General features: G+C 59.7%; 23 protein-coding genes. 15 read left to right on the top strand and 8 right to left on the bottom strand.

What is annotated here, in order from left to right; genetic code table 11:
* Positions 1-2: 2 nt before the first annotated feature.
* The 8 genes from K5E40_RS22965 (at position 3) to K5E40_RS22930 (ending at position 12,309) form a co-directional block, all read left to right on the top strand.
* Complete coding sequence (locus tag K5E40_RS22965) at positions 3-1,418, top strand: DNA polymerase Y family protein (RefSeq protein ID WP_221732760.1); 1,416 nt, start codon at positions 3-5, stop codon at positions 1,416-1,418.
* Positions 1,415-4,492, top strand: a complete 3,078-nt coding sequence (locus tag K5E40_RS22960) for an error-prone DNA polymerase (protein ID WP_221732759.1) — start codon at positions 1,415-1,417, stop codon at positions 4,490-4,492. Before K5E40_RS22965 ends, K5E40_RS22960 begins: the two co-directional genes overlap by 4 nt.
* Before the next feature lie 263 nt (positions 4,493-4,755).
* Positions 4,756-5,442, top strand: a complete 687-nt coding sequence (locus K5E40_RS22955; protein ID WP_221732772.1) for a CsgG/HfaB family protein — start codon at positions 4,756-4,758, stop codon at positions 5,440-5,442.
* Positions 5,443-5,471: 29 nt separating this feature from the next.
* A complete protein-coding gene (locus K5E40_RS22950) occupies positions 5,472-5,840 on the top strand; it encodes a DUF4810 domain-containing protein (protein WP_221732758.1) in 369 nt (122 codons plus the stop codon).
* On the top strand, positions 5,837-6,496 hold the full coding sequence (locus K5E40_RS22945) for a DUF799 domain-containing protein (protein ID WP_221732757.1): 660 nt from the start codon (positions 5,837-5,839) through the stop codon (positions 6,494-6,496). The genes K5E40_RS22950 and K5E40_RS22945 overlap by 4 nt, the downstream gene beginning before the upstream one ends.
* 213 nt (positions 6,497-6,709) lie before the next feature.
* Positions 6,710-7,399 carry a GntR family transcriptional regulator gene (locus K5E40_RS22940; RefSeq protein WP_221732756.1) on the top strand — a complete coding sequence of 230 codons (690 nt, stop codon included), beginning with the start codon at positions 6,710-6,712 and terminating at the stop codon, positions 7,397-7,399.
* A gap of 134 nt (positions 7,400-7,533) precedes the next feature.
* Positions 7,534-9,645: a PAS domain-containing sensor histidine kinase gene (locus tag K5E40_RS22935; protein WP_221732755.1), complete on the top strand. Its 2,112-nt coding sequence runs from the start codon at positions 7,534-7,536 to the stop codon at positions 9,643-9,645.
* A 30-nt stretch (positions 9,646-9,675) separates the two neighbouring features.
* Positions 9,676-12,309, top strand: coding sequence for an excinuclease ABC subunit UvrA (locus K5E40_RS22930; RefSeq protein WP_221732754.1), 2,634 nt, complete (start codon positions 9,676-9,678; stop codon positions 12,307-12,309).
* A 181-nt stretch (positions 12,310-12,490) separates the two neighbouring features.
* Here K5E40_RS22930 and K5E40_RS22925 read toward each other — a convergent pair whose 3' ends face one another.
* Positions 12,491-13,012, bottom strand: a complete 522-nt coding sequence (locus K5E40_RS22925) for a DUF4142 domain-containing protein (protein ID WP_221732753.1) — start codon at positions 13,010-13,012, stop codon at positions 12,491-12,493.
* A 206-nt stretch (positions 13,013-13,218) separates the two neighbouring features.
* Here K5E40_RS22925 and K5E40_RS22920 point away from each other — a divergent pair, with 206 nt between their 5' ends.
* Together K5E40_RS22920 and K5E40_RS22915 are read left to right on the top strand one after the other, a co-directional pair.
* Positions 13,219-13,461: a DUF465 domain-containing protein gene (locus tag K5E40_RS22920; RefSeq protein ID WP_221732752.1), complete on the top strand. Its 243-nt coding sequence runs from the start codon at positions 13,219-13,221 to the stop codon at positions 13,459-13,461.
* 98 nt (positions 13,462-13,559) lie between these two features.
* A complete protein-coding gene (locus K5E40_RS22915; protein WP_221732751.1) occupies positions 13,560-13,730 on the top strand; it encodes a hypothetical protein in 171 nt (56 codons plus the stop codon).
* Positions 13,731-13,861: 131 nt separating this feature from the next.
* Here the strand turns inward: K5E40_RS22915 and K5E40_RS22910 are convergent, their stop codons facing one another.
* From K5E40_RS22910 to K5E40_RS22895, 4 genes are all read right to left on the bottom strand, one after another.
* Positions 13,862-14,938 carry an SMP-30/gluconolactonase/LRE family protein gene (locus K5E40_RS22910; protein ID WP_221732750.1) on the bottom strand — a complete coding sequence of 359 codons (1,077 nt, stop codon included), beginning with the start codon at positions 14,936-14,938 and terminating at the stop codon, positions 13,862-13,864.
* Positions 14,935-16,080: a sterol desaturase family protein gene (locus K5E40_RS22905; RefSeq protein WP_221732749.1), complete on the bottom strand. Its 1,146-nt coding sequence runs from the start codon at positions 16,078-16,080 to the stop codon at positions 14,935-14,937. Before K5E40_RS22905 ends, K5E40_RS22910 begins: the two co-directional genes overlap by 4 nt.
* A 111-nt stretch (positions 16,081-16,191) precedes the next feature.
* A complete protein-coding gene (locus K5E40_RS22900; RefSeq protein WP_221732748.1) occupies positions 16,192-17,055 on the bottom strand; it encodes a LysR family transcriptional regulator in 864 nt (287 codons plus the stop codon).
* Positions 17,056-17,231: 176 nt separating this feature from the next.
* Positions 17,232-18,950: a hydrogenase maturation protein gene (locus K5E40_RS22895; RefSeq protein ID WP_221732747.1), complete on the bottom strand. Its 1,719-nt coding sequence runs from the start codon at positions 18,948-18,950 to the stop codon at positions 17,232-17,234.
* Positions 18,951-19,209: 259 nt separating this feature from the next.
* Between K5E40_RS22895 and K5E40_RS22890 the strand changes: the two genes are divergently transcribed.
* Positions 19,210-19,512, top strand: a complete 303-nt coding sequence (locus K5E40_RS22890; RefSeq protein ID WP_260455951.1) for a hypothetical protein — start codon at positions 19,210-19,212, stop codon at positions 19,510-19,512.
* A 253-nt stretch (positions 19,513-19,765) separates the two neighbouring features.
* On the opposite strand, the gene K5E40_RS35135 is transcribed toward K5E40_RS22890, so the two are convergent.
* A complete protein-coding gene (locus K5E40_RS35135; protein WP_260455950.1) occupies positions 19,766-20,113 on the bottom strand; it encodes a hypothetical protein in 348 nt (115 codons plus the stop codon).
* 118 nt (positions 20,114-20,231) lie between these two features.
* Between K5E40_RS35135 and K5E40_RS22880 the strand changes: the two genes are divergently transcribed.
* The 3 genes from K5E40_RS22880 to K5E40_RS22870 all read left to right on the top strand — a co-directional run bounded on the left by K5E40_RS22880 (position 20,232) and on the right by K5E40_RS22870 (position 22,326).
* Positions 20,232-21,149 (top strand): hypothetical protein, encoded by a 918-nt coding sequence (locus K5E40_RS22880; protein ID WP_221732746.1) that lies wholly within the window; start codon positions 20,232-20,234, stop codon positions 21,147-21,149.
* Positions 21,150-21,244: 95 nt separating this feature from the next.
* A complete protein-coding gene (locus tag K5E40_RS22875; protein ID WP_221732745.1) occupies positions 21,245-21,751 on the top strand; it encodes a hypothetical protein in 507 nt (168 codons plus the stop codon).
* A 98-nt stretch (positions 21,752-21,849) separates the two neighbouring features.
* Positions 21,850-22,326: a hypothetical protein gene (locus K5E40_RS22870; protein ID WP_221732744.1), complete on the top strand. Its 477-nt coding sequence runs from the start codon at positions 21,850-21,852 to the stop codon at positions 22,324-22,326.
* Positions 22,327-22,384: 58 nt separating this feature from the next.
* Here the strand turns inward: K5E40_RS22870 and K5E40_RS22865 are convergent, their stop codons facing one another.
* Positions 22,385-22,699, bottom strand: a complete 315-nt coding sequence (locus K5E40_RS22865) for an SCP2 sterol-binding domain-containing protein (RefSeq protein WP_103302367.1) — start codon at positions 22,697-22,699, stop codon at positions 22,385-22,387.
* Positions 22,700-22,763: 64 nt separating this feature from the next.
* The gene (locus K5E40_RS22860; protein WP_221732743.1) at positions 22,764-23,474 is read right to left on the bottom strand and encodes a histidine phosphatase family protein; all 711 of its coding nucleotides are present in this window, start codon (positions 23,472-23,474) and stop codon (positions 22,764-22,766) included.
* A 204-nt stretch (positions 23,475-23,678) separates the two neighbouring features.
* Between K5E40_RS22860 and sohB the strand changes: the two genes are divergently transcribed.
* Positions 23,679-24,710 (top strand): protease SohB, encoded by a 1,032-nt coding sequence (sohB, locus tag K5E40_RS22855; RefSeq protein WP_221732742.1) that lies wholly within the window; start codon positions 23,679-23,681, stop codon positions 24,708-24,710.
* Positions 24,711-24,713 lie beyond the last annotated feature (3 nt).

Below are 24,713 nucleotides of genomic sequence, written 5' to 3'. Positions count from 1 at the left end.
TCATGCGCTGGGTGTGTATTGTGTTTCCGCAATTGGCGTTGGACGCGGTGCTGCGTCAGCGCCCTGATCCCGCTGAGCCGTTGGTGCTGCTCAGCGGTCCGGCCCAGCGCCGGGTGCTGCAAGCGGTCAACCCGGCGGCGCGCCAACTCGGGCTGCGGCCCGGTCAGTCAATGACCGCCGCGCAAGCCTTGAGCAAGGGCTTTGCCACGGCGGATTATGATGTTGCCGACGTCGAGCACTGGCAGCAGTTTCTGGCCGCATGGGCCTACCGTTTCAGTGCGCAAGTCAGCGTGCATTACCCGCGTACTGTGGTGTTCGAGATCGAGTCGAGCCTGGGCCTGTTCGGGTCCTGGGCGCAGTTCGAGGCGCGGTTGCGCAAGGAACTGACGGATCTGGGTTTTCGTCACCGTATCGTCGCCGCGCCAAACCCGGTGGCGGCGCGGGTGTTGGCCAATGCTTATGACAGCCTGGTGGTGCCGGATGACGAAGTCTTGCGGCATCACCTCGGGCAATTGCCCGTCGATCGCGTTGGCTTGGAGCCGGCTGTGGCCACGGCGTTGTCGCGCATGGGCCTGCGCAACCTCAGTCAGGTGCAAAGCTTGCCGCGTCAGGCGCTGGCCCGACGCTTCGAGGCGCAGATGCTCAAGCACCTCGACACCTTGTCCGGCGCACGCCCACTCGCGCTGGCGTTCTACCTGCCGCCGGACCGTTTCGATGTGCGCATCGAACTCAATTTCGACGTGCAATCCCATCAGGCGCTGCTGTTCCCGTTACGACGTTTGACCGCTGACTTGTCGGCATTCCTTTGCGGACGCGACAGCGGCGTGCAGCGGTTCGATTTGCATCTTGAACACGCCGGGTTGCCGGACACAGTGATCAAAGTCGGCTTGCTCAGCGCCGAGCGCGATCCGGCGATGCTCTTCGAACTGGCCCGTGGGCGACTGGAACAAGTGCAGGTCGAAGCGCCGGTACGCGGTTTTCGTTTGCGCGCCGAAGATCTGCCGAGTTTTGTGCCGCAGTTTCAGGAGCTGTTCGATGACCGCCCGCAACAAACCTTGCCATGGGAGCAATTGCGCGAGCGTCTGCGCGCACGGCTGGGCGATGAAGCGGTGCAAGGGCTGCGCTTTCAGGCCGATCACCGACCGGAGTGCGCCTGGCAGAACGGCGTCGACAAACAACGCTGTGCAGGTTTGCCCAGTGTCTATCGGCCGGGCTGGTTGTTGGGCGAACCGCAGAGCGTGGCGCAAGGTTCGGCGCGTATTCTCATGGGCCCGGAGCGCATCGAATCAGGCTGGTGGGACGGTGACGATGTGCGCCGCGATTATTACCTGATCCAGAACCGCGCCGGTCAGCAAGGCTGGGCTTATCGAACCGTGGGCGAGGGTGGTCCGTTGTGGCTGCAAGGCTGGTTTGCATGAGCGATGGTTATGCCGAGTTGCACTGCCTGTCGAACTTCAGTTTCCAGCGTGGTGCGTCCAGTGCGCTGGAACTGTTCCAGCGGGCGAAACAACACGGCTATCAGGCACTGGCGATCACCGATGAATGCACGCTGGCCGCAATTGTGCGTGCCTGGCAAGCGGCGAAATCCGTTGAACTGCCGCTGATCATCGGCAGTGAGGTGCGCATCGAAAACGGCCCGAAACTGGTGCTGCTGGTGGAGAACCTCGAGGGTTATCAGGCGTTGTGCGGTTTGATCACCCGTGCCCGGCGGCGCACGCAGAAAGGCCAGTACCAGGTGCTGCGCGAGGATTTCAGCCAAGCGCTGCCCGGGTTGCTGGTGTTGTGGGTGCCGGACTCGGTGGACGACAGGGAAGAGGGCCGCTGGTTGAAGCAAACCTTCGGCGAACGGCTGTGGCTGGCGGTGCAGTTGCACCGTGGGCAGGACGATCAGCGGCGGCTGGCGGCGTTGTCGAGTCTGGCCGCTGAGCTGGGAATCACGCCGGTGGCCAGCGGCGATGTACACATGCACGCCCGTGGCCGCCGGGCCCTGCAGGACACCATGACGGCGATCCGTCATCACGTCCCGGTGGCCGAGGCCGGTCTGCGTCTGCACCCCAATGGCGAGCGGCATTTGCGCAGCGTCGAGGTGCTGCGCGAGGTCTATCCGCCGGCTTTGCTGCAGGCCTCGGTGAGCCTGGCCCGACGCTGCACTTTCGACCTGGGGCAGTTGCGTTATCAATACCCCAAGGAGCTGGTGCCTGAGGGGCATAGCGCCAGTACCTGGTTGCGTCACCTGACCGAAGAGGGTATCGCCTGGCGCTGGCCGAAAGGTCCGCAGGCCAAAGTGCTCAAGCAGATCGACGATGAGCTGGAACTGATCGCCGAACTCGGCTACGAAAGCTACTTCCTCACCGTGCACGACGTGGTGCGCTTCGCCCGCGAGCAAAAGATTCTTTGTCAGGGCCGTGGTTCGGCGGCCAATTCGGCGGTGTGCTTTGCCCTGGGCATTACGGAAATCGACCCGGATCGCACCACGCTGCTGTTCGAACGCTTCATGTCCAGGGAGCGCAACGAGCCGCCGGACATCGACGTCGACTTCGAGCACGAACGCCGCGAAGAAGTCCTGCAATACGTGTTCCGCCGCTACGGCCGACATCGTGCGGCACTGACGGCGGTGGTCAGCACCTATCACGCCGCCGGCGCGGTGCGCGATGTGGCCAAGGCCTTGGGCCTGCCGCCAGATCAGATAAACGCACTGGCCGATTGCTGCGGCCACTGGAGCGATGAAACGCCGCCGCTGACGCGCTTGCTGGAAGGCGGGTTCGACCCTGACAGCCCGGTGTTGTGCCGGGTGCTGAGCCTGACCGGGCAACTGATCGGTTTCCCCCGGCATCTGTCGCAGCACCCTGGCGGTTTCGTGATTTCCGAACAGCCCCTGGACAGTCTGGTGCCGGTGGAGAACGCGGCGATGGCCGACCGCACGATCATTCAGTGGGACAAGGACGATCTCGACGCGGTCGGGCTGCTCAAGGTTGATATCCTCGCCCTCGGTATGCTCAGTGCGATCCGCCGCTGTTTCGATTTGCTGCGCCGTCATCGCCATCTGGATCTGAGCCTGGCGACGATTCCGCCCGAGGACAAACCCACCTACGACATGATCAGCCGCGCCGACACCATCGGCGTGTTCCAGATCGAGTCCCGGGCGCAGATGTCGATGCTGCCACGCCTGAAGCCGGCGAAGTTCTACGATCTGGTGATTGAAGTGGCTATCGTCCGGCCGGGGCCGATTCAGGGTGGAATGGTGCATCCGTACCTGCGCCGCCGAAACAAGGAAGAGGAGGAGACCTACCCGTCGCCGGAACTGGAAGTGGTGCTCAAACGCACCCTTGGCGTACCGCTGTTTCAGGAGCAGGTGATGCAGATCGCCATTGTCGCCGCTGATTACAGCCCCGGCGAAGCCGATCAGTTGCGCCGCTCCATGGCCGCGTGGAAGCGTCATGGTGGGCTGGAGCCACACAAGGAAAGACTCGCCGCCGGCATGAAGAAAAACGGTTACACGCCGGAATTCGCCGCGCAGATTTTCGAGCAGATCAAAGGTTTCGGCAGTTACGGCTTTCCTGAGTCCCACGCTGCCAGTTTCGCCTTGTTGACGTATGCCAGTTGCTGGCTCAAGTGCCACGAACCGGCGGCGTTCGCTTGTGCGCTGATCAACAGTTGGCCGATGGGCTTCTACAGCCCGGACCAGATTCTCCAGGACGCCCGTCGGCATCAGTTGCAGATCCGTGCGGTGGATGTGCGTGCCAGTGACTGGGATTGCAGCCTGGAACCCATCACCGGCGCACAACCGGCGATCCGCATGGGCCTGCGCATGATCAAGGGGTTTCGCGAGGACGATGCCCGTCGCATCGAAGTCGCAAGAGTGCGTGGGGCGTTCGCCGATGTTGCCGATCTGGGTGAACGGGCCGGGCTCGACAGTCGAGCGCAAGCATTGCTGGCCGATTCCGGGGCGTTGCGCGGCCTGGCCGGTCATCGGCATCGGGCGCGCTGGGAAGTGGCCGGGGTGCAGAAGCAACTCGGGCTGTTCGCCGGGCTACCGAGTCAGGAAGAGCCCGACGTGGTGCTGCCCAAACCCAGCGTCGGCGAGGATCTGCACGCCGATTACACGACCGTTGGCACCACATTGGGGCCGCATCCGCTGGCGTTGTTGCGCGACGAGCTGAAGGCGCGGCGTTGCCGCAGTTCGCAGGAGTTGCTCGAAATCGAACACAGGCGCCCGGTCAGCGTCGCTGGGTTGGTGACCGGACGCCAACGGCCAGGCACCGCCAGCGGCGTGACGTTTGTGACCCTGGAAGACGAGTTCGGCAACGTCAACGTGGTGGTTTGGCGCGATCTGGCCGAGCGTCAACGCCAGGTACTGGTCGGCTCGCAATTGCTCAAGGTTGATGGCCGCTGGGAGCGCGAGGGCGAAGTGCGCCACCTGATCGCCGGCCGCCTGAGCGACCTGAGCCCGTTGCTCAACGGCATCCGCGTGCAGAGCCGCGACTTTCATTGATCGCCTGATCAACACAAACCCTGTGGGAGCGAGCTTGCTCGCGAAAGCAATCTGTCAGCCAGAGAGTATTGATCGGGTACTCCGTATTCGCGAGCAAGCTCGCTCCCACAGTTGTTTTGGTATGCGGGGATTGGCCAATTCACTGGCGTCAAAAAAACCTGTCATCAATGATGGCACTTTGTCATAATGCGGCCCCTTTTCCGCGCCCCATCACGTTACCGTGCCGGGACACACCGTTTTTCAAGAAGGAATATTCAGTGAGAATGATCTCCCGGATGCTGGTCTCAGGCGTTGCAATCGCCGTGCTTGGCACCATCGCCGGCACGCTTGCCGGTTGCGCCACCGAAAGCTCCCGCGCGCTGCCGGTGGCCAAGGTAGAAAGCGCCACTCAAGTCTGGACTGGCGTTCGCGTGCCGATGGCGGTGGGCAAGTTTGATAATCGCTCCAGCTACATGCGCGGGATCTTCTCCGACGGTGTCGACCGTCTCGGCGGTCAGGCCAAGACCATCCTGATCACGCATTTGCAGCAGACCAACCGTTTCTCCGTGCTCGATCGCGACAACATGGGCGAAATCCAGCAGGAAGCCGCGATCAAGGGCCAGGCTCAGCGTCTCAAAGGCGCCGATTATGTGGTCACCGGTGACGTCACCGAATTCGGTCGCAAAGAGATTGGCGACCACCAATTGTTCGGCATTCTTGGTCGTGGCAAGACCCAGATCGCTTACGCCAAGGTCAACCTGAATATCGTCAACATCAGCACCTCCGAAGTGGTGTATTCGACCCAGGGCGCCGGCGAGTACGCCTTGTCCAACCGCGAAATCATCGGCTTCGGCGGCACCGCTGCTTACGACTCCACCCTCAACGGCAAAGTCCTGGATCTGGCCATGCGCGAGGCGATCAATCGTCTGGTGGATGGCATGAACGCCGGTGCCTGGAAACCGGGCAACTGATTGACGCCCATTGCAAGGAGCAACATCCAATGAATTCGACTTTGTCGCGGTCGCTGATGGCCCTGACGCTGGCCGCCAGTGCTCTGCTGGCCGGTTGCAGCAGCCCGCAAACCCTGTATCAGTGGGAAGGCTACGAACCCCAGGTCTACGAGTACTTCAAAAGCGAAACACCGAAAGAAGCCCAGGCAGAAGCACTGGAAGCCGATTTGCAGAAGATCCGCTCCACGGGTAAGGCCGTGCCACCGGGATACCACGCGCACCTCGGTCTGCTGTACCTGAGCATGGGAAAAGACGATCAGATGGTGCAGCAGTTCCGTACCGAAAAGACCCTGTTCCCAGAGTCCGGCACGTACATGGATTTCCTGCTTAAAAACGCCAAGACCGGAGATGCGAAATGATCCCGCGTGCGGTGAAACTGCTGGTGGGCGTGCTGGCGCTGACCATGCTTGGTGGCTGCGTAAAACCCAAGACCGTGGATTACTCGGCGTACAAACAAGCGCGCCCGAAGAGCATTCTGGTGCTGCCGCCGCTGAACACCTCGCCGGACGTCAAGGCGTCGTACAGCCTGTTGTCGCAAGTGACGTTCCCGCTGGCGGAAGCCGGTTACTACGTGCTGCCGATAGCACTGGTTGATGAGACGTTCCGTCAGAACGGCCTGACCACGCCAGACGATATCCATCAGGCACCGCCCAACAAGCTAAAGGAAATCTTCGGCGCGGATGCGGCGCTGTACATCACCGTTACCGAGTACGGTACGCGTTACATGGTGATCAGCAGCGAAACCGCAGTCACTGCGACGGCGAAACTGGTCGACCTGAAATCCGGCACTACCTTGTGGACCGGCTCCGCTCGGGCGTCGAGCGAAGAGGGCAACAATAACGGCGGCGGCGGCCTGATCGGCATGCTGATCACGGCAGCGGTGAAGCAGATCATCAACAGCTCGACCGATGCCGGTTATCCGATTGCCGGTGTGGCGAGCAATCGTCTGTTGTCAGCCGGGCACCCGGCAGGCCTGCTGTACGGACCACGCTCGCCGAAATACGGCACGGATTAACCGCGGACGTCAAAAGATCGCAGCTTGCGGCAGCGCCTTGGGATGACCTTTCCAAGCCACTGCCGCAGGCTGCGATTTTTTTTGCCCGGACATTTCTTGAGCCACCCCGGTCACGACTTGCAATCAAGAGCCTGCATCTTGGGGCCGAAGGCGATATTCTGCGCCACGGTTCATGCGCCACGGCAGCGTTGCCAGCAATGAAGGAGCTTTCGAGTGACCGAAAAGAAACTGGAAACCACGGTCGACCGCGTCTACCAAGGGGTTTACGAGGCGATCTGCAAGCGCTCACTGCGTCCGGGAATGAAACTGGGCGAAGCCTCGCTCGCGCAATTATTTAATGTCAGCCGCACCTCAGTGCGGGCCGCGCTCAAGCAGTTGGAAGCCGAGGGCCTGGTGACCACCGAGCCCAACAAAGGGGCATCGGTGTCGTTGCCCAGCAACGAAGAAATTCGTTCGCTGTTCGAAACCCGCCGTCTGATCGAGATCGGTATTGTCACCGAGCTGTGTCGACGCAAGGACGCTGCGGCGATGCAGGTGCTGCGCGATCACCTGTTGCTGGAAGATCAAGCCCATGAAGCCGGCGACCACGAGCGGCTGATTCATCTGCTTGGTGAGTTCCACCTCAAACTTGCACGCAGCCTGAATAACCCGGTACTGCTCGACTGGTTTCAGAAGCTGATTTCCCGTGCCTCCCTGTACATCGCCGCATTGGACGACGACAGTCACGAAGCCTGCCGCGACAACGAACACCTGCGTCTGATCGAGTACATCGAGGCCGGCGATCAGAGCGCCGCGATCGAGTTGACGTGCGTGCACCTGAACGGCATCGAGAAAGCGATTCTCGACGTTGCCGCCAAGATGAAAACGGGCTATCACCCGCTGAAACATCTGATCGGGGTTTGAACCTGAAGCGGATATGAAACCGGCTATGCCTCTTATGAAACCAATACGACCTGCGATGCTCGAAACACAAGGACGCCGCGTCGTTTTGGCGTAGTGATTGATCGGGCAACCACCACAGGACACTGAGTCAGGCGATGCAGTTTTTATCCGATAGCCACGGTTGTGAAGGTTGGAAAGGCGAAATGGCCGGACGCATTTGCGCGTTCGACTGGCGTCAAACCGAACTGGGGCCGCTGGAGACATGGCCCGCCAGCCTGTGCAGCACCGTGCAAATGATGCTGGCATCGCCGTTGCCGTTGGTCATGCTCTGGGGCCGTGCTGGCTACATGATCTACAACGACGCCTATTCGACGTTTGCCGGTGGCCGCCATCCATTTTTGTTGGGCTCACCGGTGGAGCTGGGCTGGCCGGAAGTCGCCGAGTTCAACCGCCATGTCGTCGATACCTGTCTTGCCGGTGGCACCTTGTCGTTTCGCAATAAAGACATGGTGCTGCTGCGTGATGGCATTCCCGAAGAAGTCTGCCTGGATTTGTACTACAGCCCTGTCGCCAACGATGAAGGGGTGCCGTCCGGGGTCATGGCGATAGTGGTTGATACCACGGAGTTCATGCGCTCCGAGCGTCTGCGCCAAGCCGCTGAAGATGCGTATCGCGCCGATAATGAGCGGGTGCGTCTGGCGCTGAATGCCGGCGCCTTGCTCGGCTCGTTTGTCTGGGATGTGCGCAATGATGTGTTGTCGGCGGATGAGCGTTTTGCTCGGACGTTCTCGTACCCGGCGGATCAGGATCTGACCGATCTGCCTCAGAAACTCACCGAAGCCAGGATCCACCCTGATGACCTGGCCTGGGTGCAGGAGCGGGTCAATCAGGTATTGCAGACCGGCGAGCCGTACAACGCTGAATACCGGGTTTTGCGCCCGGACGGCAATTATATGTGGGTACAGGCCAGCGGAGCCTGTGAATTCAACGAGCAGGGCGAGCCGTTTCGCTTCCCCGGTGTGTTGATCGATATTCATGAGCGCAAGATTGCCGAAGAATCCCTGCTCAAATTCACGCGCAACCTCGAACAGCGTGTCGCCGATGAAGTCGGTGCGCGACTGGCCGCCGAGGAGCAGTTGCGTCAGTCACAGAAGCTGGAAGCCATCGGCGGGCTGACCGGTGGCGTCGCTCACGACTTCAATAACCTGTTGCAGGTGATCGCCGGCAATCTGCATTTGCTGGCTCGCCATGAGCCCAATAACGCCAACGTGCAGCGTCGGGTCAGCGCTTCGTTGGCGGCGGTTGAGCGGGGGGCCAAGTTGTCTTCGCAATTGCTCGCGTTTGCCCGGCGTCAGCCGTTGTCACCGGCGGTGTGTAATCTGCAGCAGATTTTCGAAGGTGTCGGTGAATTACTGCAACGGGCGCTGGGCGAAACCATTCAGATTGATGTGCAACTGCCGCAAGCACCGTGGCACATCAACGTCGACCGCAATCAGTTGGAAAACGCCATTCTCAATCTGGCCATCAACGCACGGGATGCGATGAAGGGCGAGGGCACCATTGTGCTCAGTGCGTCCAACGTTGCTCTCGATGGCGAGTTCTGTGTCGGTAAGGGCATCACCCCCGGAGAGTTTGTCCGGGTCGCAGTCAGCGACACGGGCCCCGGCATCCCGCCACAGATGCTGGAACAAGTGTTCGAGCCGTTTTTTACCACCAAGGCTGACGGTCAAGGCACGGGGCTGGGCCTGAGCATGGTCTTCGGTTTCGTCAAACAGAGTGGCGGGCACGTCGAGATCGACAGTGCGCCAGGTGAGGGAACACGCGTGCAGTTGTACTTTGCACGCAGCCTGCGACCGATCCGCGAAGAAGCGCCGAACATCGAAAGTCAGTTGGGGGGTGGTCACGAGACAATTTTGGTGGTCGAGGATAACGACGCGGTGCGCGCTTCGGCGGTCGAGTTGCTGCGCGAGGAAGGTTATCGCGTGCTGACCGCCGGCAATGGCGACGTGGCGATGCAGATGTTGCTCGAAGGCTGCGACGTGGACCTGATTTTCACCGACGTGGTCATGCCGGGGCTGATCAAAAGCTCCGATCTGTTTGTCTGGTCCAAAGTGCAGGTACCACCGGTGGCGGTGTTGTTCACCTCCGGGCATACCCGCGACATCATCTCGCGCAATCACCAACTGAGCCCTGACACGCATTTGCTCAGCAAGCCTTACAGCCCGGAAGCGTTGTTGCAGATGATTCGTGACGTGCTCAGTGGCTGAGCTTGAACATTCCATTACCAAGGCAGGCTGATGACTTCCAAGCGTACCTCCAAAGCACCCACTGGCATGGTTCGGGTGCGCGGTGCCCGTGAACACAACCTGAAGAACGTTGACGTCGACATTCCCCGCGATGCGTTGGTGGTGTTCACCGGGGTGTCGGGTTCGGGCAAGTCATCGCTGGCCTTCTCGACGTTGTATGCCGAAGCCCAGCGGCGTTATTTCGAATCAGTGGCGCCGTATGCGCGGCGCCTGATCGATCAGGTGGGCGTGCCGGATGTCGACTCCATCGAAGGCCTGCCGCCTGCGGTGGCTCTGCAACAACAGCGCGGTACACCGAGCACGCGTTCATCGGTGGGCAGCGTCACCACGTTGTCGAGCCTGATCCGTATGCTTTATTCGCGTGCCGGCAGTTATCCGCCGGGGCAGGCGATGCTGTATGCCGAGGATTTTTCGCCCAATACCCCGCAGGGCGCGTGCCCTGAGTGTCATGGGCTTGGCCGGGTGTATGAAGTCACCGAAGCCTTGATGGTGCCTGATCCTGGCCTGACCATTCGCCAACGCGCGGTGGCTTCCTGGCCATTGGCGTGGCAAGGCCAGAACCTGCGCGACATTCTCGTGACCCTGGGCATCGACGTCGATATCCCGTGGCACAAGCTGCCGAAAAAGCAGCGTGACTGGATTCTGTTTACCGAAGAAACCCCAACCGTTCCGGTGTACGCCGGGCTGACCCCGGAAGAAACCCGCGTTGCCCTCAAGCGCAAGATGGAGCCGAGTTACCAAGGCACGTTCACCGGCGCCCGGCGCTACATTCTGCACACCTTCACCCACTCGCAAAGTGCGCTGATGAAGAAGCGTGTTTCGCAGTTCATGCTCGGCAGTCCTTGTCCTCTGTGTGAGGGCAAACGCCTCAAGCGCGAGGCGTTGTCGGTGACGTTCGCTGGGTATGACATCGGCGAGTTGTCGCAGATGCCGTTGCTGCAAGTGGCAGAGGTACTGAAACCCGTGGCGGCCACCAGCTATCTGGACCACGCCGAAGAGAGCGGCGAAACCCTGAGCCATGCGCAGACTCGCGAAGCCCGTCAGCAGCGTGTGGCCCACGGCGCCAGTGGGCACACGAGCGCGCCGGACGTGCGGCACACCCCGAACCTGTCCCTGGAAAAACGCCTGGCAGCGCAGCGTATTGCCGAGGACTTGCTCGAGCGGGTCAGTACGCTGACCGATTTGGGCCTCGGTTATCTGGCGCTGGAGCGCAGCACGCCGACCTTGTCGTCCGGGGAGTTGCAGCGCTTGAGACTGGCCACGCAATTGGGCTCGCAATTGTTCGGCGTGATTTACGTGCTCGACGAACCGTCCGCCGGTTTGCACCCGGCGGACGGCGAGGCCTTGTTCGAAGCCTTGCAGCGCTTGAAAGCCGAGGGCAACACGCTGTTTGTGGTCGAGCATGATCTGGAAACCATGCGCCGTGCCGACTGGTTGATCGACGTCGGGCCGGCGGCGGGCGAGCAGGGTGGTCAAGTGTTGTACAGCGGCCCACCGGCGGGGTTGGCCGCTATTGAGCATTCGCAGACGCGCGCCTATCTGTTTGCCGAAGCGCAACGGCAGACGCGGACGGCGCGCAAGCCGACAGCGTGGCTGAAACTCGACGGTATCACCCGCAACAACCTGACCAATCTCAGCGCGGAGTTTCCCTTGGGTTGCTTCACTTCGGTGACGGGCGTGTCCGGTTCCGGGAAATCGAGTCTGGTCAGTCAGGCGTTGCTGGAACTGGTCGGCGCGCAACTGGGGCGGCCGGCGGTTGATAACGAGCCGGAAGAACTCACCCTCGAAGACGACGCACCGCAGGTCAGCGGCGGGCAAGTCAGCGCCGGACTGGATTCGATCAAGCGACTGGTGCAAGTCGATCAGAAACCCATCGGTCGCACGCCACGCTCCAATCTGGCGACCTACACCGGGTTATTCGACAACGTGCGCAAGCTGTTCGCCGCGACACCCGAGGCGCGGGCGGCGGGTTATGACGCCGGGCAGTTTTCCTTCAACGTCGCCAAGGGGCGTTGCGCGACGTGCGAGGGGGAAGGCTTTGTCAGTGTCGAATTGCTGTTCATGCCCAGCGTGTATGCACCGTGCCCAACCTGTCATGGCGCACGGTACAACCCGCAGACGCTGGCGATAATGTGGCAAGGCTTGAGCATCGCTCAGGTGTTGCAACTGACTGTCGATGAGGCGGTGAGCGTGTTTATCGAGCAACCGGGCATTCGGCGTTCACTGGAGGTGCTGCGCGACATCGGTCTGGGTTATTTGCGCCTGGGGCAGCCAGCCACGGAACTGTCCGGCGGTGAGGCGCAGCGGATCAAACTGGCTACCGAGTTGCAGCGCAATCAGCGCGGCGCCACCTTGTATGTGCTGGATGAGCCGACCACCGGACTGCATCCGCGCGATGTCGATCGGTTGCTGGAGCAGTTGGATGCACTGGTGACGGCGGGACATACGGTGATCGTGGTCGAGCATGAAATGCGCGTGGTCGCGCAGAGCGACTGGGTGATCGACATCGGCCCGGGGGCGGGGGATCAGGGCGGCAAGATAGTTGCGGCGGGTACGCCGCAGAAAGTCGCTACGAGCAGGAAGAGCCGGACTGCGCCATTCCTTGCCCGAGCCTTGAGTCGGTAAATGTGCTGTCTCGAATGGCTTCATCGCTAGCAAGCTGGCTGCCACAGGTTTGGTGTGTACCAATGGGTTTTGTCCCCCTCTCCCCAAAGGGGTAGGGATCAAATGGTGGGCTTTGAAGTGGGTGCTCTCGAAAGAACACCACTCAGTGATCTATATCATCTCCGGGTGCGGGCAAAGGCCTCTATTTGCTGGGATGTTTGGCCTGCAGGTCTTTCGCCGCAGCGAGATGTTTTTCCAGTGCCGGCAGCATTTTCTGTGCAAACGCTTTGAGTTCAGTCGCGCCTTTTGCCTTGTCATCCGTCACGGTGTTGGCTTCTTTCTTGAACAGCTCGATGGTTTCTTCGTGAGCCTTGACCTGGTTGTTGGCGTAGGCCGGGTCGAAGGATTCATCACGCATGTCGAGGATCTTTTCCTTGGCCAGCTTGATCAGGGTTGTGCTGTCCGGCACTTCGATGTCGTTGGCCTTGGCAATTGTGGCCAGCTCATCGTTAGCCTTGCTGTGATCGGTGATCATCATGTTGGCGAAGGCCTTGATGTCGGCCGATTGGCTTTTTTCCAGGGCGAGGCGGCTTGTCTCAATTTCGGCGATGCCGCCGGCGGTGGCGCTATCGACGAAGTTATTGTCGGTGGCGGCGAAGGCGCTGCCCATGCCGGTGCTCAAAGTAATAGCCAGTACCAGGTGACGCAGGTTGAATCCGTCCATGTGTGTCTCTCCACGCAGTTTGTTGTGAGCGTTATGGAGTGGAGGGCGCGTCGGGAGCAAAGGTTTTATCGCATTTGCGACAGGGCGACGAACGGGCGCCGCTGGTCTGACAGGTGGTCGACAGAACCGTTCAACCAAGGCCATTCTGATAACTGGCCAGCGCAATCGGTCGCGTTGGCCTCCCGATCAACTGATGGAGGTGTTCCATGCCGGTTCCCCATGACCTGTTTCAGGACTTGAGCTGCACGAAGGAAGAGATCCAGCAAAAACGCACCCAGGATCCACGACTGGATTCATTGATCAACAAGTACTCCCAGGCTGATGCCGATGTGGTCAAGGCCGAAACGGCCACCTCGGATGCCCCCAGCGACGATGAACTGAAAAAACTTAAAGAAAAGCGTCTGAAGGTCAAGGACGAGATCGTCAGTCATTTGCAGCCCCCGTCCTGATCCGCCGACCTACGGTTGTAGATTGACTGGAACGACAACCACGCCCGGCACCTCGAATGTTCAGAGTCCGAATTCATCGACTCCTTGCGAGGTGCCCCATGACCGATCCCAAATTCCCCAGTGAAGAGCAGGGCGCATTCGACCCCGTTCCGACGCATCCCGAGCCCAATAGCCCGACGCATACCACCTTTCACCCGGACGAAGATGCCGGGCTGGAGGGGTTGCCGAAGGACGAAGATCCCGACAAGTTCGACAAGTCCAGCAACTGACCAACCGCCATCGTTGGCAAGCCAGCTCCCAAAGGTTTGTGGTTATCGAATGATTTTCGATGTTTCACAAACCGCGTGGGAGCAGGCTTGCCAGCGATAGCGTCGGTCAATCCAGTGCTCATGCTGCGGGCTCACTTAAGCGCATCTGCCAACGGCAAACGCGCCATATGCGAAGCCTTCAACGACCCGAAATACAACCACGCCCCATACTCGCGCGCCGTCGTAATCGGTGAGTAATTACCGCTGCTGGCATCCTGCAAATTGGCAATCACCTTGCCGTCCAGATCCAGCCCCAGCACAAACCCGCGCTTTTCCATCGGTTTGGGCAACACGGTCAGCGCTCGCACGATCATCTTGCGTACGAGCGGATACCCGGCTGTGCCATCGAGCAAGGCATTGCGCGGTGCATACAGCGCCACCCAAAACCGGTCGCTGCCGTTGAAGGCGAGGTTGTCCGGCAGCCCCGGCAAATTGTCGATGAACAGGTCATGGGTGCCGGCCTTGGACCCGGTCAGCCAGTAGCGGCTGATGCGGTAAGCGCCGGTTTCGTTGACCAATACATAGGCGTCATCCGGGCCGAGGGTCACGCCGTTGGCGAACTCCAGTTTGTCCAGCAGCACACTGGTTTTGCCGGTCTGAAAGTCATAGCGCAACAGACGTCCGTCACCGCCATGCTCGATAATCGCCTCGCCGTCATGGCCGTAACCCCAACGGCTGGAGGCATCACTGAAGTAGGCGTAATGCCCGGATTGATCAATGGCCACATCATCGGTGAAACCGAACGCCAGTCCATTGGCGGCTGTAGCCAGGGGAATCAAGCGTCCTTGTGCATCGAGCGAGAGCAAACCTTTGACGCCGTCGGCGATCACCAGCAAACCATTGGGATGTCGGGCCAGACCCAAGGGTCGTCCGCCGGTATCTGCGAGCACTTGGCGTTCCTGACCGTCAAGACTGCTGCGAATCAGCCGACCGTCATGCAATCCGGTGATCAGAAATTCACCTTCCAGCAGCAGCGCCTCCGGCCCTTCGATGTCACTCGGGCCGACCTGCGCAACGCCTTTGAGTTTTTGGTTTTCGGCGTAGATTCCATTGGTCAGCGACGGCGCGGTCTGTGGTTTCCAGGCAACCGGCTCAACCCGGGTAGGCATCAGCAACAAAAACGCGAAAACGAGGATGATCAGCAGCACCAACCCATGTCGCCACTTCATGCGCTTGCCCTCGCCGATGCGATGGATTGCGTGGCCATGTCGCGTAGCGCGAGCATTGACGCCGTCGACTCGCGACCAATACGGCGTTTGAGCAGCAACTGATTGGCGATGCGCATGCCCAGACCCTCGAAGCGATACTCCAGCGTGCGCACAAACCGTGTACCGCTGCCTTCGGTCGAGCATTCGTAACGGAGCAACAATGACAACCCATGATCACCCTGAGCCCGCGCACACCAGCGCCGACCGGGCAGATACTCAGTGACTTCCCAGCTCAAGTGACCTGGCCGGCCACCCGCATGAATATCCTCCTCGAAGTGTGAACCCGCATGCAGTGGCCCCTGCGGGCCGTTGATTTTCAGCGAAGACGGGTGCCACTCTGGCCAGCGGCTGACGCTGGTGGCGTAAGCAAGCACAGCCATCGGTTCACCGGCGATATCGATCTGGTGCTGCATGCGCGTCATGGGCATTCTCGAATAGCTCAAAGGGGTGGTTTCCGGCTCCCAGTAAAGGGTGCCGAACAGGTAGTCCATCAAGGGCAAGACAATGTTGAAGTTGCATTCCTGCATGCGCTCGCGGCGGTGATGCAATTCGTGCAGGCGACGCATCTGGCGGATCCATGGCAGCCGGGCCAGCGGATTGTTCGGCGGCAGATGCTCGCAGGCGTGAAACACCTCGTAGGTCAGATAGCCCAACACCATGCAGCCGCCGAACAGCCCGGCAACGTTGACATTGGCCTGCGCGAGCAGCCACGACACCGGCAGGGTGATGAACAGTGTGTGGATCACGATCAGCCAGGCCGGGAACAGAATCACCCGCCAGTCGCGGGCACTGTCGTAGGTCATGTGGCCGGGGGTGAAGAAACTGTGATGATCGCCCGCATGTCGGGCGTAGAACATTTTCGCGAAGGCTTTTTTATGGTGGCCGAGATGGCGATGCACCCAATACACGCCGAAATTGAAGAACAGCAGGGTCAGCGGCACGGTCAGCCATTGCAGCGGTTGTACCTGATGCACATTGCTCCAGAACATGCTGATGGCCAGTACGCCGAACAGCAGCACGAAGGCGCCATGCAACCACGGGTTGTAAAGCGGATGGATCGCCGCACGGTAGCGGCTGCGAAATGCCTCGGTGGTCTGCCTCACTGCGTCACCTGCGGGGATCGTTGTTATACCCGGCAGATTAGCCGATTCGGTCGTTTATGCAGGCCAGACCTTGAGGTCACATGCGCCATGATCGCCTGTATAGCGGCCGCCTTAACTCAAGGGGTTCCAGCGTTGCGACCAGTCGTCATCGTTGCGAATCACTTCGCGCAGCAGATCGAAGGCTTGTTGCAGCGTCGCTGAGTCGCGATCGCGCGAGTACACCAGATAGGTCGGGTAACCGAATTCAGGGGCTTTGGTCACCGGTTCCAAGGCGCCGCTCTCCAGGTAGGTGCGCACGACGCGAGTGCGGAAGTAGCCGCTACCACCGTGTTCGAGGATGTATTGCAGGGCCAGAGGGCCGAGGTTGAAACTCAGCGCGGCTTTGGCTTTTTCCGGCAGAGCGGCATCGTGCTGGCGGCGAAAATCAGGGCCCCAGTCGATGTAGACGTAGGGATCCGGGCGATCAGGCGCGCGCACCAGGATCAGTTTTTCTTCCAGCACCTGCTCGACCTGCAACCCCGGCCAGTATTCCGGCTGATAGACCAGCGCCGCGTCGAGCACACCGAGTTCGAGTTGGCGCAGCAGGTTTTCGCCGTCGCGGATTTCCATGCGCAAGGCATGCCCGGGAATTTTCTCGCGCAGTTCGGCAGCCCAGCTGAGCATCAGCGGATTGCACAGGCTGACTTCACCGCCGATGTGCAGCACGTTGTGATAACCCTCGGGCAGCGGCAAATCGCGGCGCGCGGCCTCCCAGGTCTGCACCAGTTGATTGGCGTAGACCACAAAGGCCTCGCCGTTGGGCGTCAGTTTCGCCCCGGCCCGATTGCGCACGAACAGGGTGCTCCCCAACTGGCTTTCGAGTTTCTGCACCCGGGCAGTGATTGCCGTTTGTGTGACGAACAGCTTCTGCGCCGCCGCGGCGAGGCTGCCGTGGCGGACGATTTCCAGAAAGGTGCGGGCGAGGTCGATGTCCATGGGCGGGCCGGTGTTTGAGGTGGGCGCATTGTAAGGGCCCTCTGGCTACCGCGTCATCGATCATCGCTGGTAAGCCAGCCCCCAACGGTGTCGTGGTCGCACACAGGCATGTGGGCGCCAGTCGATCCTGTGGGAGTCTGGCTTGCCAGCGATTGGGACACCATGAACGGTGAAGATCAGTCGGTTAGCTCAATCTCATGCCCCCGTGCCCAATCCGCGATCAGCCGCGCTGGCGTGCCACACGCCTTGCGCTTGTAAACAAAATTGGCGCATTTCTCGGCGAAACCACTGCGGTTGTAGAGCATGTCTTCCTGCATCTCCTGCAGCTCGCTTTCACGACATTGCTGGATCAGCATCTGATCAACCCGGGCCTTGCGTTCACGCACAGCGGCATAGGTCGGGTCACTCAGAACGCTGTTGGCCCGTTGCAGCAGCCACAGCGAAAACTCATCCGGGCAACGCGGGCCGATCTCCTGAACCATACCCAGTTGCAGGGCCTGGTGGGCACTGACCGGCAGGCAGGCTTGAGTCAGTTGCTCGGCCATCGCCGGGCCAACGGCGCGGGGCAGGCTGTAAGTCCAGTATTCGGAGCCGTACAACCCCATGCTTTTGTAATGCGGATTGAGCACGATATCGGCCCGGGCAAAGACGATATCGGCCGTCAACGCGAGCATCACGCCACCGGCGCCCGCACTGCCCGTTACGCCACTGACCACCAGTTGTCGCGCCGTCAGTAATTGCTCACAGACATCATCGATTGCCTGAATATTCGCCCAGGCTTCAGCCCCCGGATCCTGCGCGGCCTGAATCACGTTCAAATGCACACCGTTGGAAAAACTCCCGCGTCCGCCCTTGATCAATAACACCTGAGTGTCGCGGGACTTGGCCCAGCGCAGCGCGTGGACCAAGCGTTGGCATTGCTCGGTGCTCATGGCACCGTTGTAGAACTCGAAGGTCAGTTCGCCGACATGCCCGGATTCGCGGTAACGAATCGGTTGATAGGCCGCGTCGCTGAACGGCTGGGTAGCAATCGACCTGTCGAGCGTCGGCACATCGGCCAATTGCCCGGCCAGCACATGCCGCGCCGGTTGCTTGAAGGTTTCTTCGCCAGGCTGCGGTTTGCGCCGCAGCGAGCCGATCCACAGGCTCTGATCGCCGGTCGCGACCAGCACGGCATCGTCCTGCACGGCGAGAATTACGCCGGGCAGGCCCGTGCGCGAATCCAGGTGCGCGTCGTACACGTAATACTGACCTCCCGCCAGGCTTGCCAGCACGCCGGGCTGGCCGTCCGCCGCGTCGATGCAGCGCTTGATGAAGTGCGCGCTGTCGTGCCAGTTGAAGCTACGGTCGATCTGTTTCATGTTCGGCTGCAAGCGCCCACGCACCTTCGGGTCGGTGTAGTCCACCGACACGGGTACAAAACCTTCGACGTATTTTTCTACGACCTCGCGGATGCAACGAATCGCCGCGTCGCTGACCCGGCCGTTATATAGCTCGGATTTACGCAGGCCCGTCGGCAGGTTGAATTCGCAGGTCGCCCAGACCGGGCCGGCGTCCATCTCTTCAACCGCTTGCAACGCGGTCACGCCCCAGCTCGACAGCTCATGGGTGATCGCCCAGTCCAGCGCACTGGCGCCACGATCGCCGACGATGCCCGGATGAATAATCACCACCGGACGTTCAGTGTTGCGCCATAGCACTTGCGGCACGCGGTCCTTGAGGAACGGACAGATCACCAGATCCGCGCCGCTGCGTTCGATCTGTTCACACACCGAAGCTTCGTCGGTAAACACCACGACACTGGGCGAATGCCCGGCCTGACGAAGTTCCAGCCAGGCGCGTTGAGTCAAACCGTTGAATGCCGACGACAGCAGAATGATGTTGAGTGGTCGCATGAGAGTTCTTCCTTGAATGGGATCAGCCGCAGGCTCCCGGTGAGCCTTCCCTGGCCTTCGATGGAGCCGGAAGATTAATCAGTCTCACCCGTGCGCCAGTGATCGAGGTCAACGTTCTGTCAGCCAATGTTTTGCGCGGCGACGAAGCGTCTTCTTTTTACGGGTCTTGGCGCTACCGGCCTCCCATTCGTGAGCCTCGTGCGCTGCATTCGATGTCTTGCGTACCGCCGATCCTTAGCATCCGCATGTCATCGAACAAATGGGCGCAAGTCTGGTCCTGCTGTGCGATCCGACTTTGCGTTGGTTGCCGTGCAACCGTCTGCTGCAGAGCCTCAATGCGGCGTCGAGCAGTCGTGGATTTATCAGCGGCAGTTTGAGTGTGCTCGGTATTGTGCTGCTGGCCGGGTTGCTCGGGCGGCGTTACGGCGGGTTGCCGGATGCAGGGGAGTTGGCGACCGATACTGCTGAACGACGTGATTTCACTTTGGACGATGGCAGTGCGTTGACCGGGGCGGTGATTGAGCGTAACGAAATCCTCAGCAGCGGCGGCTCGAGGATCTAAGGTTCGGACGCGATTGCCGGGCCCATCCCGATACCCGTGAGTTGCTGGCGGCGTCCTTCGCTACGCCAGATTCGGCCTTTATAGGCGGCGATAGACTTTTACCCCTGGTATAGATCCGGTACATTCCGCGCCCTAGCCAATACAAGGAAGTAGACGATGGCAAAACCAGCCGCTCGACTCAGCGATCTCAATGCCTGTCCGGTGACCGGTCACGGTACCAACCCAAGCACCAGCGGTTCGCCCAACGTGAATATCAACGGCGTGCGGTGAATCGGTCACCGAAGGGATCGGCAACATCCTGATCAACGGCCAACCCATTGCGTTTCTCGGCAGTGGCACCGCCCATGGCGGTATGATCATCACCGGCTCTGGCGACGTGTTCGTGGGCACTCAAGTCAGCGCCGCACCCTTCACGCCTATCGTGACTGTGCCCAAACACAGCGAACGCTTCCAACTGGTTGATGAAACCACCGGCGAGGCGATTCCCAATATGCTCTATTGCATCGAAACCGGAGACGGCCAACGCCTTGTCGGCCACACTGACAACCACGGCAACGCCGTACGCGTGTTCACTGCCGATCCGACCTCCATTGTCGTGCATTGGGTAAGGAAGCCGCCGCCCACCTGGATGCTCTGGGTATCGCTTACTAAGGAAGGTTTTACGTGGCAACGCCAAAAAAAATCAGGGCCAGACGAACGATCAACACGCGACGACGCAAGTGAAGGGGACTCTGGCGCAGGACTATGTGACGGTAGTGGGAGCGTCCTACCTGGGTTTTATCGCGAATATTCGTGGCCAGCGGGGCAACATGATGAACTTCATCAACCAGGGCATACGTCAGCTCAAAAGCTATCCACCGTCTACGCCGAGTTACTCTATTCAACGGGCATTTCTGATCTTCAAGGATGAGTACGACCCAAATCTGTTGGCTGAAGTCAAAAAGATCGTGACCGAGGGTTATGGTGCCGAGTATCGCGAGTACGATTCAATTTCGCAGTTGGTTGATTTTGTCGCGAGTCGAAAACGCAGAAGTCGGGAAATCAAGCAAATGGATTTCTTTTCACACGGCGTTGTAGGCAGCATAGAACTGGGGTACGAGCTGGACAAACGTGACAGCTACCGTTTACGTGATGCCCAGGCTCGCATGTTTACGCCTGACGCGTTCGCCTATGGCGCGAAGATCTATTCCTACGCATGCCGAACCGGATTAGGGATCAACGCGAGCGTGAAGGTAGCGGAAAATGAAGACCCGCACTTTGAACTCAGTCTGGCGCAAATAATGGCTGATGCCACTGGAACAACCGTGTGGGCATTTCCTCGGCGCAGTCTGTATGACCAGACCTATGGAACCAACGAAGATCGTGCCGCGGTGGAGCAGGCACCGACCAAGCAGGAAACGGACAAGGCCGCCAGCCGTGCCTACCGCGAGAATCTCAGTGATTACCAGCGTCGGTTGACAGCCCACCGCACCGCCAGCAAAGATCCCGCGCTGTTGAAACAAGCTCAAGGACGGGGACATTACAACGACACACTCGGATATCCCCTAGACGCTGAGGGGGCTGTCCATGGCGTACGATCTGGCAATACACCGGATGGCGTTCCCAAAAAGCTGTGCGAATACAAACCAGCCAAATGACCTCAACTATAAAAAAACCAACGGTTTTTCGTGCGATCGGGCTATTGGCCGTCGCGGTTTTGATGGGTCTATATCTCGTTGGCAAGGAAGACGAAATGTCCTCGAAAGTAATGATGTATTACGGCATCTGGAGTCCAGACGATAATCGTTTCGACGCCACTCGCTGGTTTACAAGCGGAATGTACAGCCGCCGTCTCATGGAAACCCCGGCCGAAGCAAGCGCCGAAAGCATGCTGCGCAATAAACCTCTGCCGGTTACGGCGAACATGAACGATGACCTCGTCGCCATCGCAGGGGTGGCGCTTGAGTATGACTTTCCCCAGGTCAATACCGACTCGCTTATCAACGACCCACCGGATCTGACTGGGCGTGTCAGGTACTGGATCAGCAAGTTCGACAAGCCGGACAAGCCAGTCGATCTCTATAACCTGTTCCTGAATCTGGGAAATCAACGGTTTGTCATCACCTTCAGCCGAGATGCGCAAACGGGAGAGCTGATCGATAAAAACAGTGCAAAACTGGTTTATCCGAACCAGGAATCCGATGCGCATTACGTGCGGATATTCAAGGAACTGGACGAGGCTCAGAGCCTGCGCCGTTAAGGGCTGTTAGTTGAATGTGAACACTGCGTTCATTAAATCGAAAGGCATTGGGCGCTTACGCGCAGTGCCAGCCCTTATTCAATTTGTGCTCCCTTCTAATGTATTACGGCGATTGGAGCCAGGAAGAAAACCGCTTTGACGCCTCTAAGTGGTTTCACAACGGCATGTACCGTCGTGATGTTGTGAATGGCGAAGTCAGCTCCGTTACCTTGCAACGCACCCTGACTTTACTTCTGGTATCGGCAAACAACGATGAATTGGTCGCTACGGCGATTGTGGCCTTGGAGTCTGCGAATCCTGACGTGGGTGGAGAGTCGTTGCGAAAGGATCCTCCGATGCCGGTGCCAAGCCCCCGCTATCGTTACAGTGCTTTCGCAGCACCGGATCAGCCGCAGGATTATTACAATATCTACTTGAAGTATCAGGGGGAGCGGTATGTCATCACCTTCGCGCGTGATGCGCAAACCGCTGAAATCCTTCCCGGAGGCGGCGTTCAGTTGATGTACCCCGACAGTGAGCCCCAGGTTGCCGATCGGCAGGTCTTCAAGGCGCTGGACGCCGCCGGCATCCATTGACCCTGAAACGACAAATCCCGCCACCAAGGCGGGATTTGTTTTTTTCCGAATCGTAGTCTTACGACGGGAACAGTTCGGACAGTTTCATCGCCAGCATCATGTCGCCTTCAGCGCGCAGTTTGCCGCCCATGAATGCTTGCATGCCGTCGGTCGAACCGTCGACGATGCCTTCCAGGGTTTCGCCGTCCATCACCAGAGTGACCTGGGCGTCCGGGTTCTCGCCTTCTTGCAGTTCGCAGGTGCTGTCCTTGACGATCAGCGAGAAGTTCTTGGTCTCGTCGATGCGGAAACCGAAGACCAGATCCAGACCGGCAGCAGCGGCTGGGTTGAACTTGGCTTTCATTGCTTGTACGGCATCAGCTACGGAGGTCATGGTTCGATCCTTTCTTGGGTAATAAGAGCAGGTTGATTACAGCAAGGTTCACAGTAATCCGGACTCAGCGGAAGGTGATGAGTTCCGGGGCCTTCAACAGTTGCAGGTGTGCATGACTGTTGAAGGAAGCCAAAGCCACCTCGCGACCGCGGAATTTCAGCTGGTTGAGCGAGGTGTTGACGATTTGCCAGTTCAATTCAAAGGCCTGTTTCGCAGGCATTTGCGTAATGAGGTGGAGCAGTGCGGTGATGGTGCCGCCGGAGGTGAACACGGCGATTTTCTGATTCTTTTCAGCTTGTTCGAGGATTCGGTGCAATCCGGCCTGAACCCGTTCGACAAAGCCCAGCCAGCTCTCCAGCCCCGGCGGGTCGTAAGTGCCGGCCAGCCACCGCTCAATGATCAAAGCGAAAATGCGCTGGAACTCGCCGCGGTTTTGCGCGGCATTGCGCAGGATGTCGAGCGCTTCCGGTTCGTCCGGCAACATGGCCGGGAGCAGGGCGCGGATCACGGCGTCGGCGTCGAATTCGTTGAAGGCACAATCGGTTTCCAGCATCGGTACCGACAGGCCTTGCGCGGTGAATTGTTCCAGCGCGCTGGTGGCCGTGTGCTGTTGGCGACGCAGGTCACCCGCGAGGCAGCGGTCAAAGCGGATACCCAGTTCAGCGAGGTGCTGGCCGAGGACTTCTGCCTGGCGCACGCCGGTCGGTGACAGGACGTCATAGTCGTCTGCACCAAAGGAGGCCTGGCCATGTCGAATCAAATAGATGCTGCCCACGTCCGCGTCTTCCCGGTACGTTGAAGGTTTGGCGAGGTTATGAGGATGATGGGGAGCTGTCAATGAAAAAACATACGCTTGTTTGAAATGCCCGTTACAGGCGTGTTGCCAGAGGTTTCACGGCTGGTCGAGGAGCCGGCGCATGGGTATGCTGGCGCCATCCCGCGTGTGTGTTACATCCACGCATCGTTTTAAGGAGTCTCTGTGGAGTTTTTCACCGAATACGCCAGTTTCCTGGCCAAGACCGTCACGCTGGTGATCGCCATTCTGGTAGTGCTCGCCAGTTTTGCCGCGTTGCGCAGCAAGGGGCGGCGCAAGTCGGCAGGTCAGTTGCAGGTCAGCAAGCTCAATGATTTCTATAAAGGCCTGCGTGAGCGCCTTGAGCAAACGCTGCTCGACAAGGATCAACTCAAGGCCTTGCGCAAGGGCGAGGCCAAGTCCGAGAAAAGCGAGAAGAAGCAGAAGAAAAAGCCCGAAGCCAAACCACGGGTGTTCGTGCTGGATTTCGACGGCGATATCAAGGCTTCGGCCACCGAAAGCCTGCGTCATGAAATCACCGCGCTGCTGACACTCGCCACACCCAAGGACGAAGTCGTCCTGCGTTTGGAAAGCGGTGGCGGCATGGTCCACAGCTACGGTCTGGCCTCCTCGCAACTGGCCCGTATTCGTGAAGCCGGCGTGCCGTTGACCGTGTGTATCGACAAGGTCGCGGCCAGCGGCGGCTACATGATGGCGTGCATCGGCGACAAGATCATCAGTGCACCGTTCGCCATCCTTGGCTCGATTGGCGTGGTCGCGCAGTTGCCCAACGTCAACCGCTTGCTGAAAAAGCACGATATCGACTTTGAAGTGCTGACCGCCGGAGAGTACAAACGCACCCTGACCGTGTTCGGCGAAAACACCGAGAAGGGCCGCGAGAAGTTTCAGGAAGACCTGGACATCACCCATCAGTTGTTCAAGAACTTTGTCGCTCGCTATCGTCCGCAACTGGCGATCGATGAAGTGGCCACAGGTGAAGTCTGGCTTGGTGTTGCAGCGCTGGACAAGCAACTGGTTGATGAACTCAAGACCAGCGACGAATACCTCGCGCAGAAGGCCAAACAGGCCGAGGTCTACCACCTGCACTACGCCGAGCGTAAAAGCCTGCAAGAGCGTATCGGCATGGCGGCTAGCGGTTCGGTGGATCGCGTGCTGTTGAGCTGGTGGAGTCGTCTGACCCAGCAACGTTTCTGGTAAAAC

The organism is Pseudomonas baetica, from assembly GCF_019733355.1.
Taxonomy (GTDB): Bacteria; Pseudomonadota; Gammaproteobacteria; order Pseudomonadales; family Pseudomonadaceae; genus Aquipseudomonas; species Aquipseudomonas baetica_A.
This window is presented reverse-complemented; position numbering and strand designations above follow the sequence as displayed.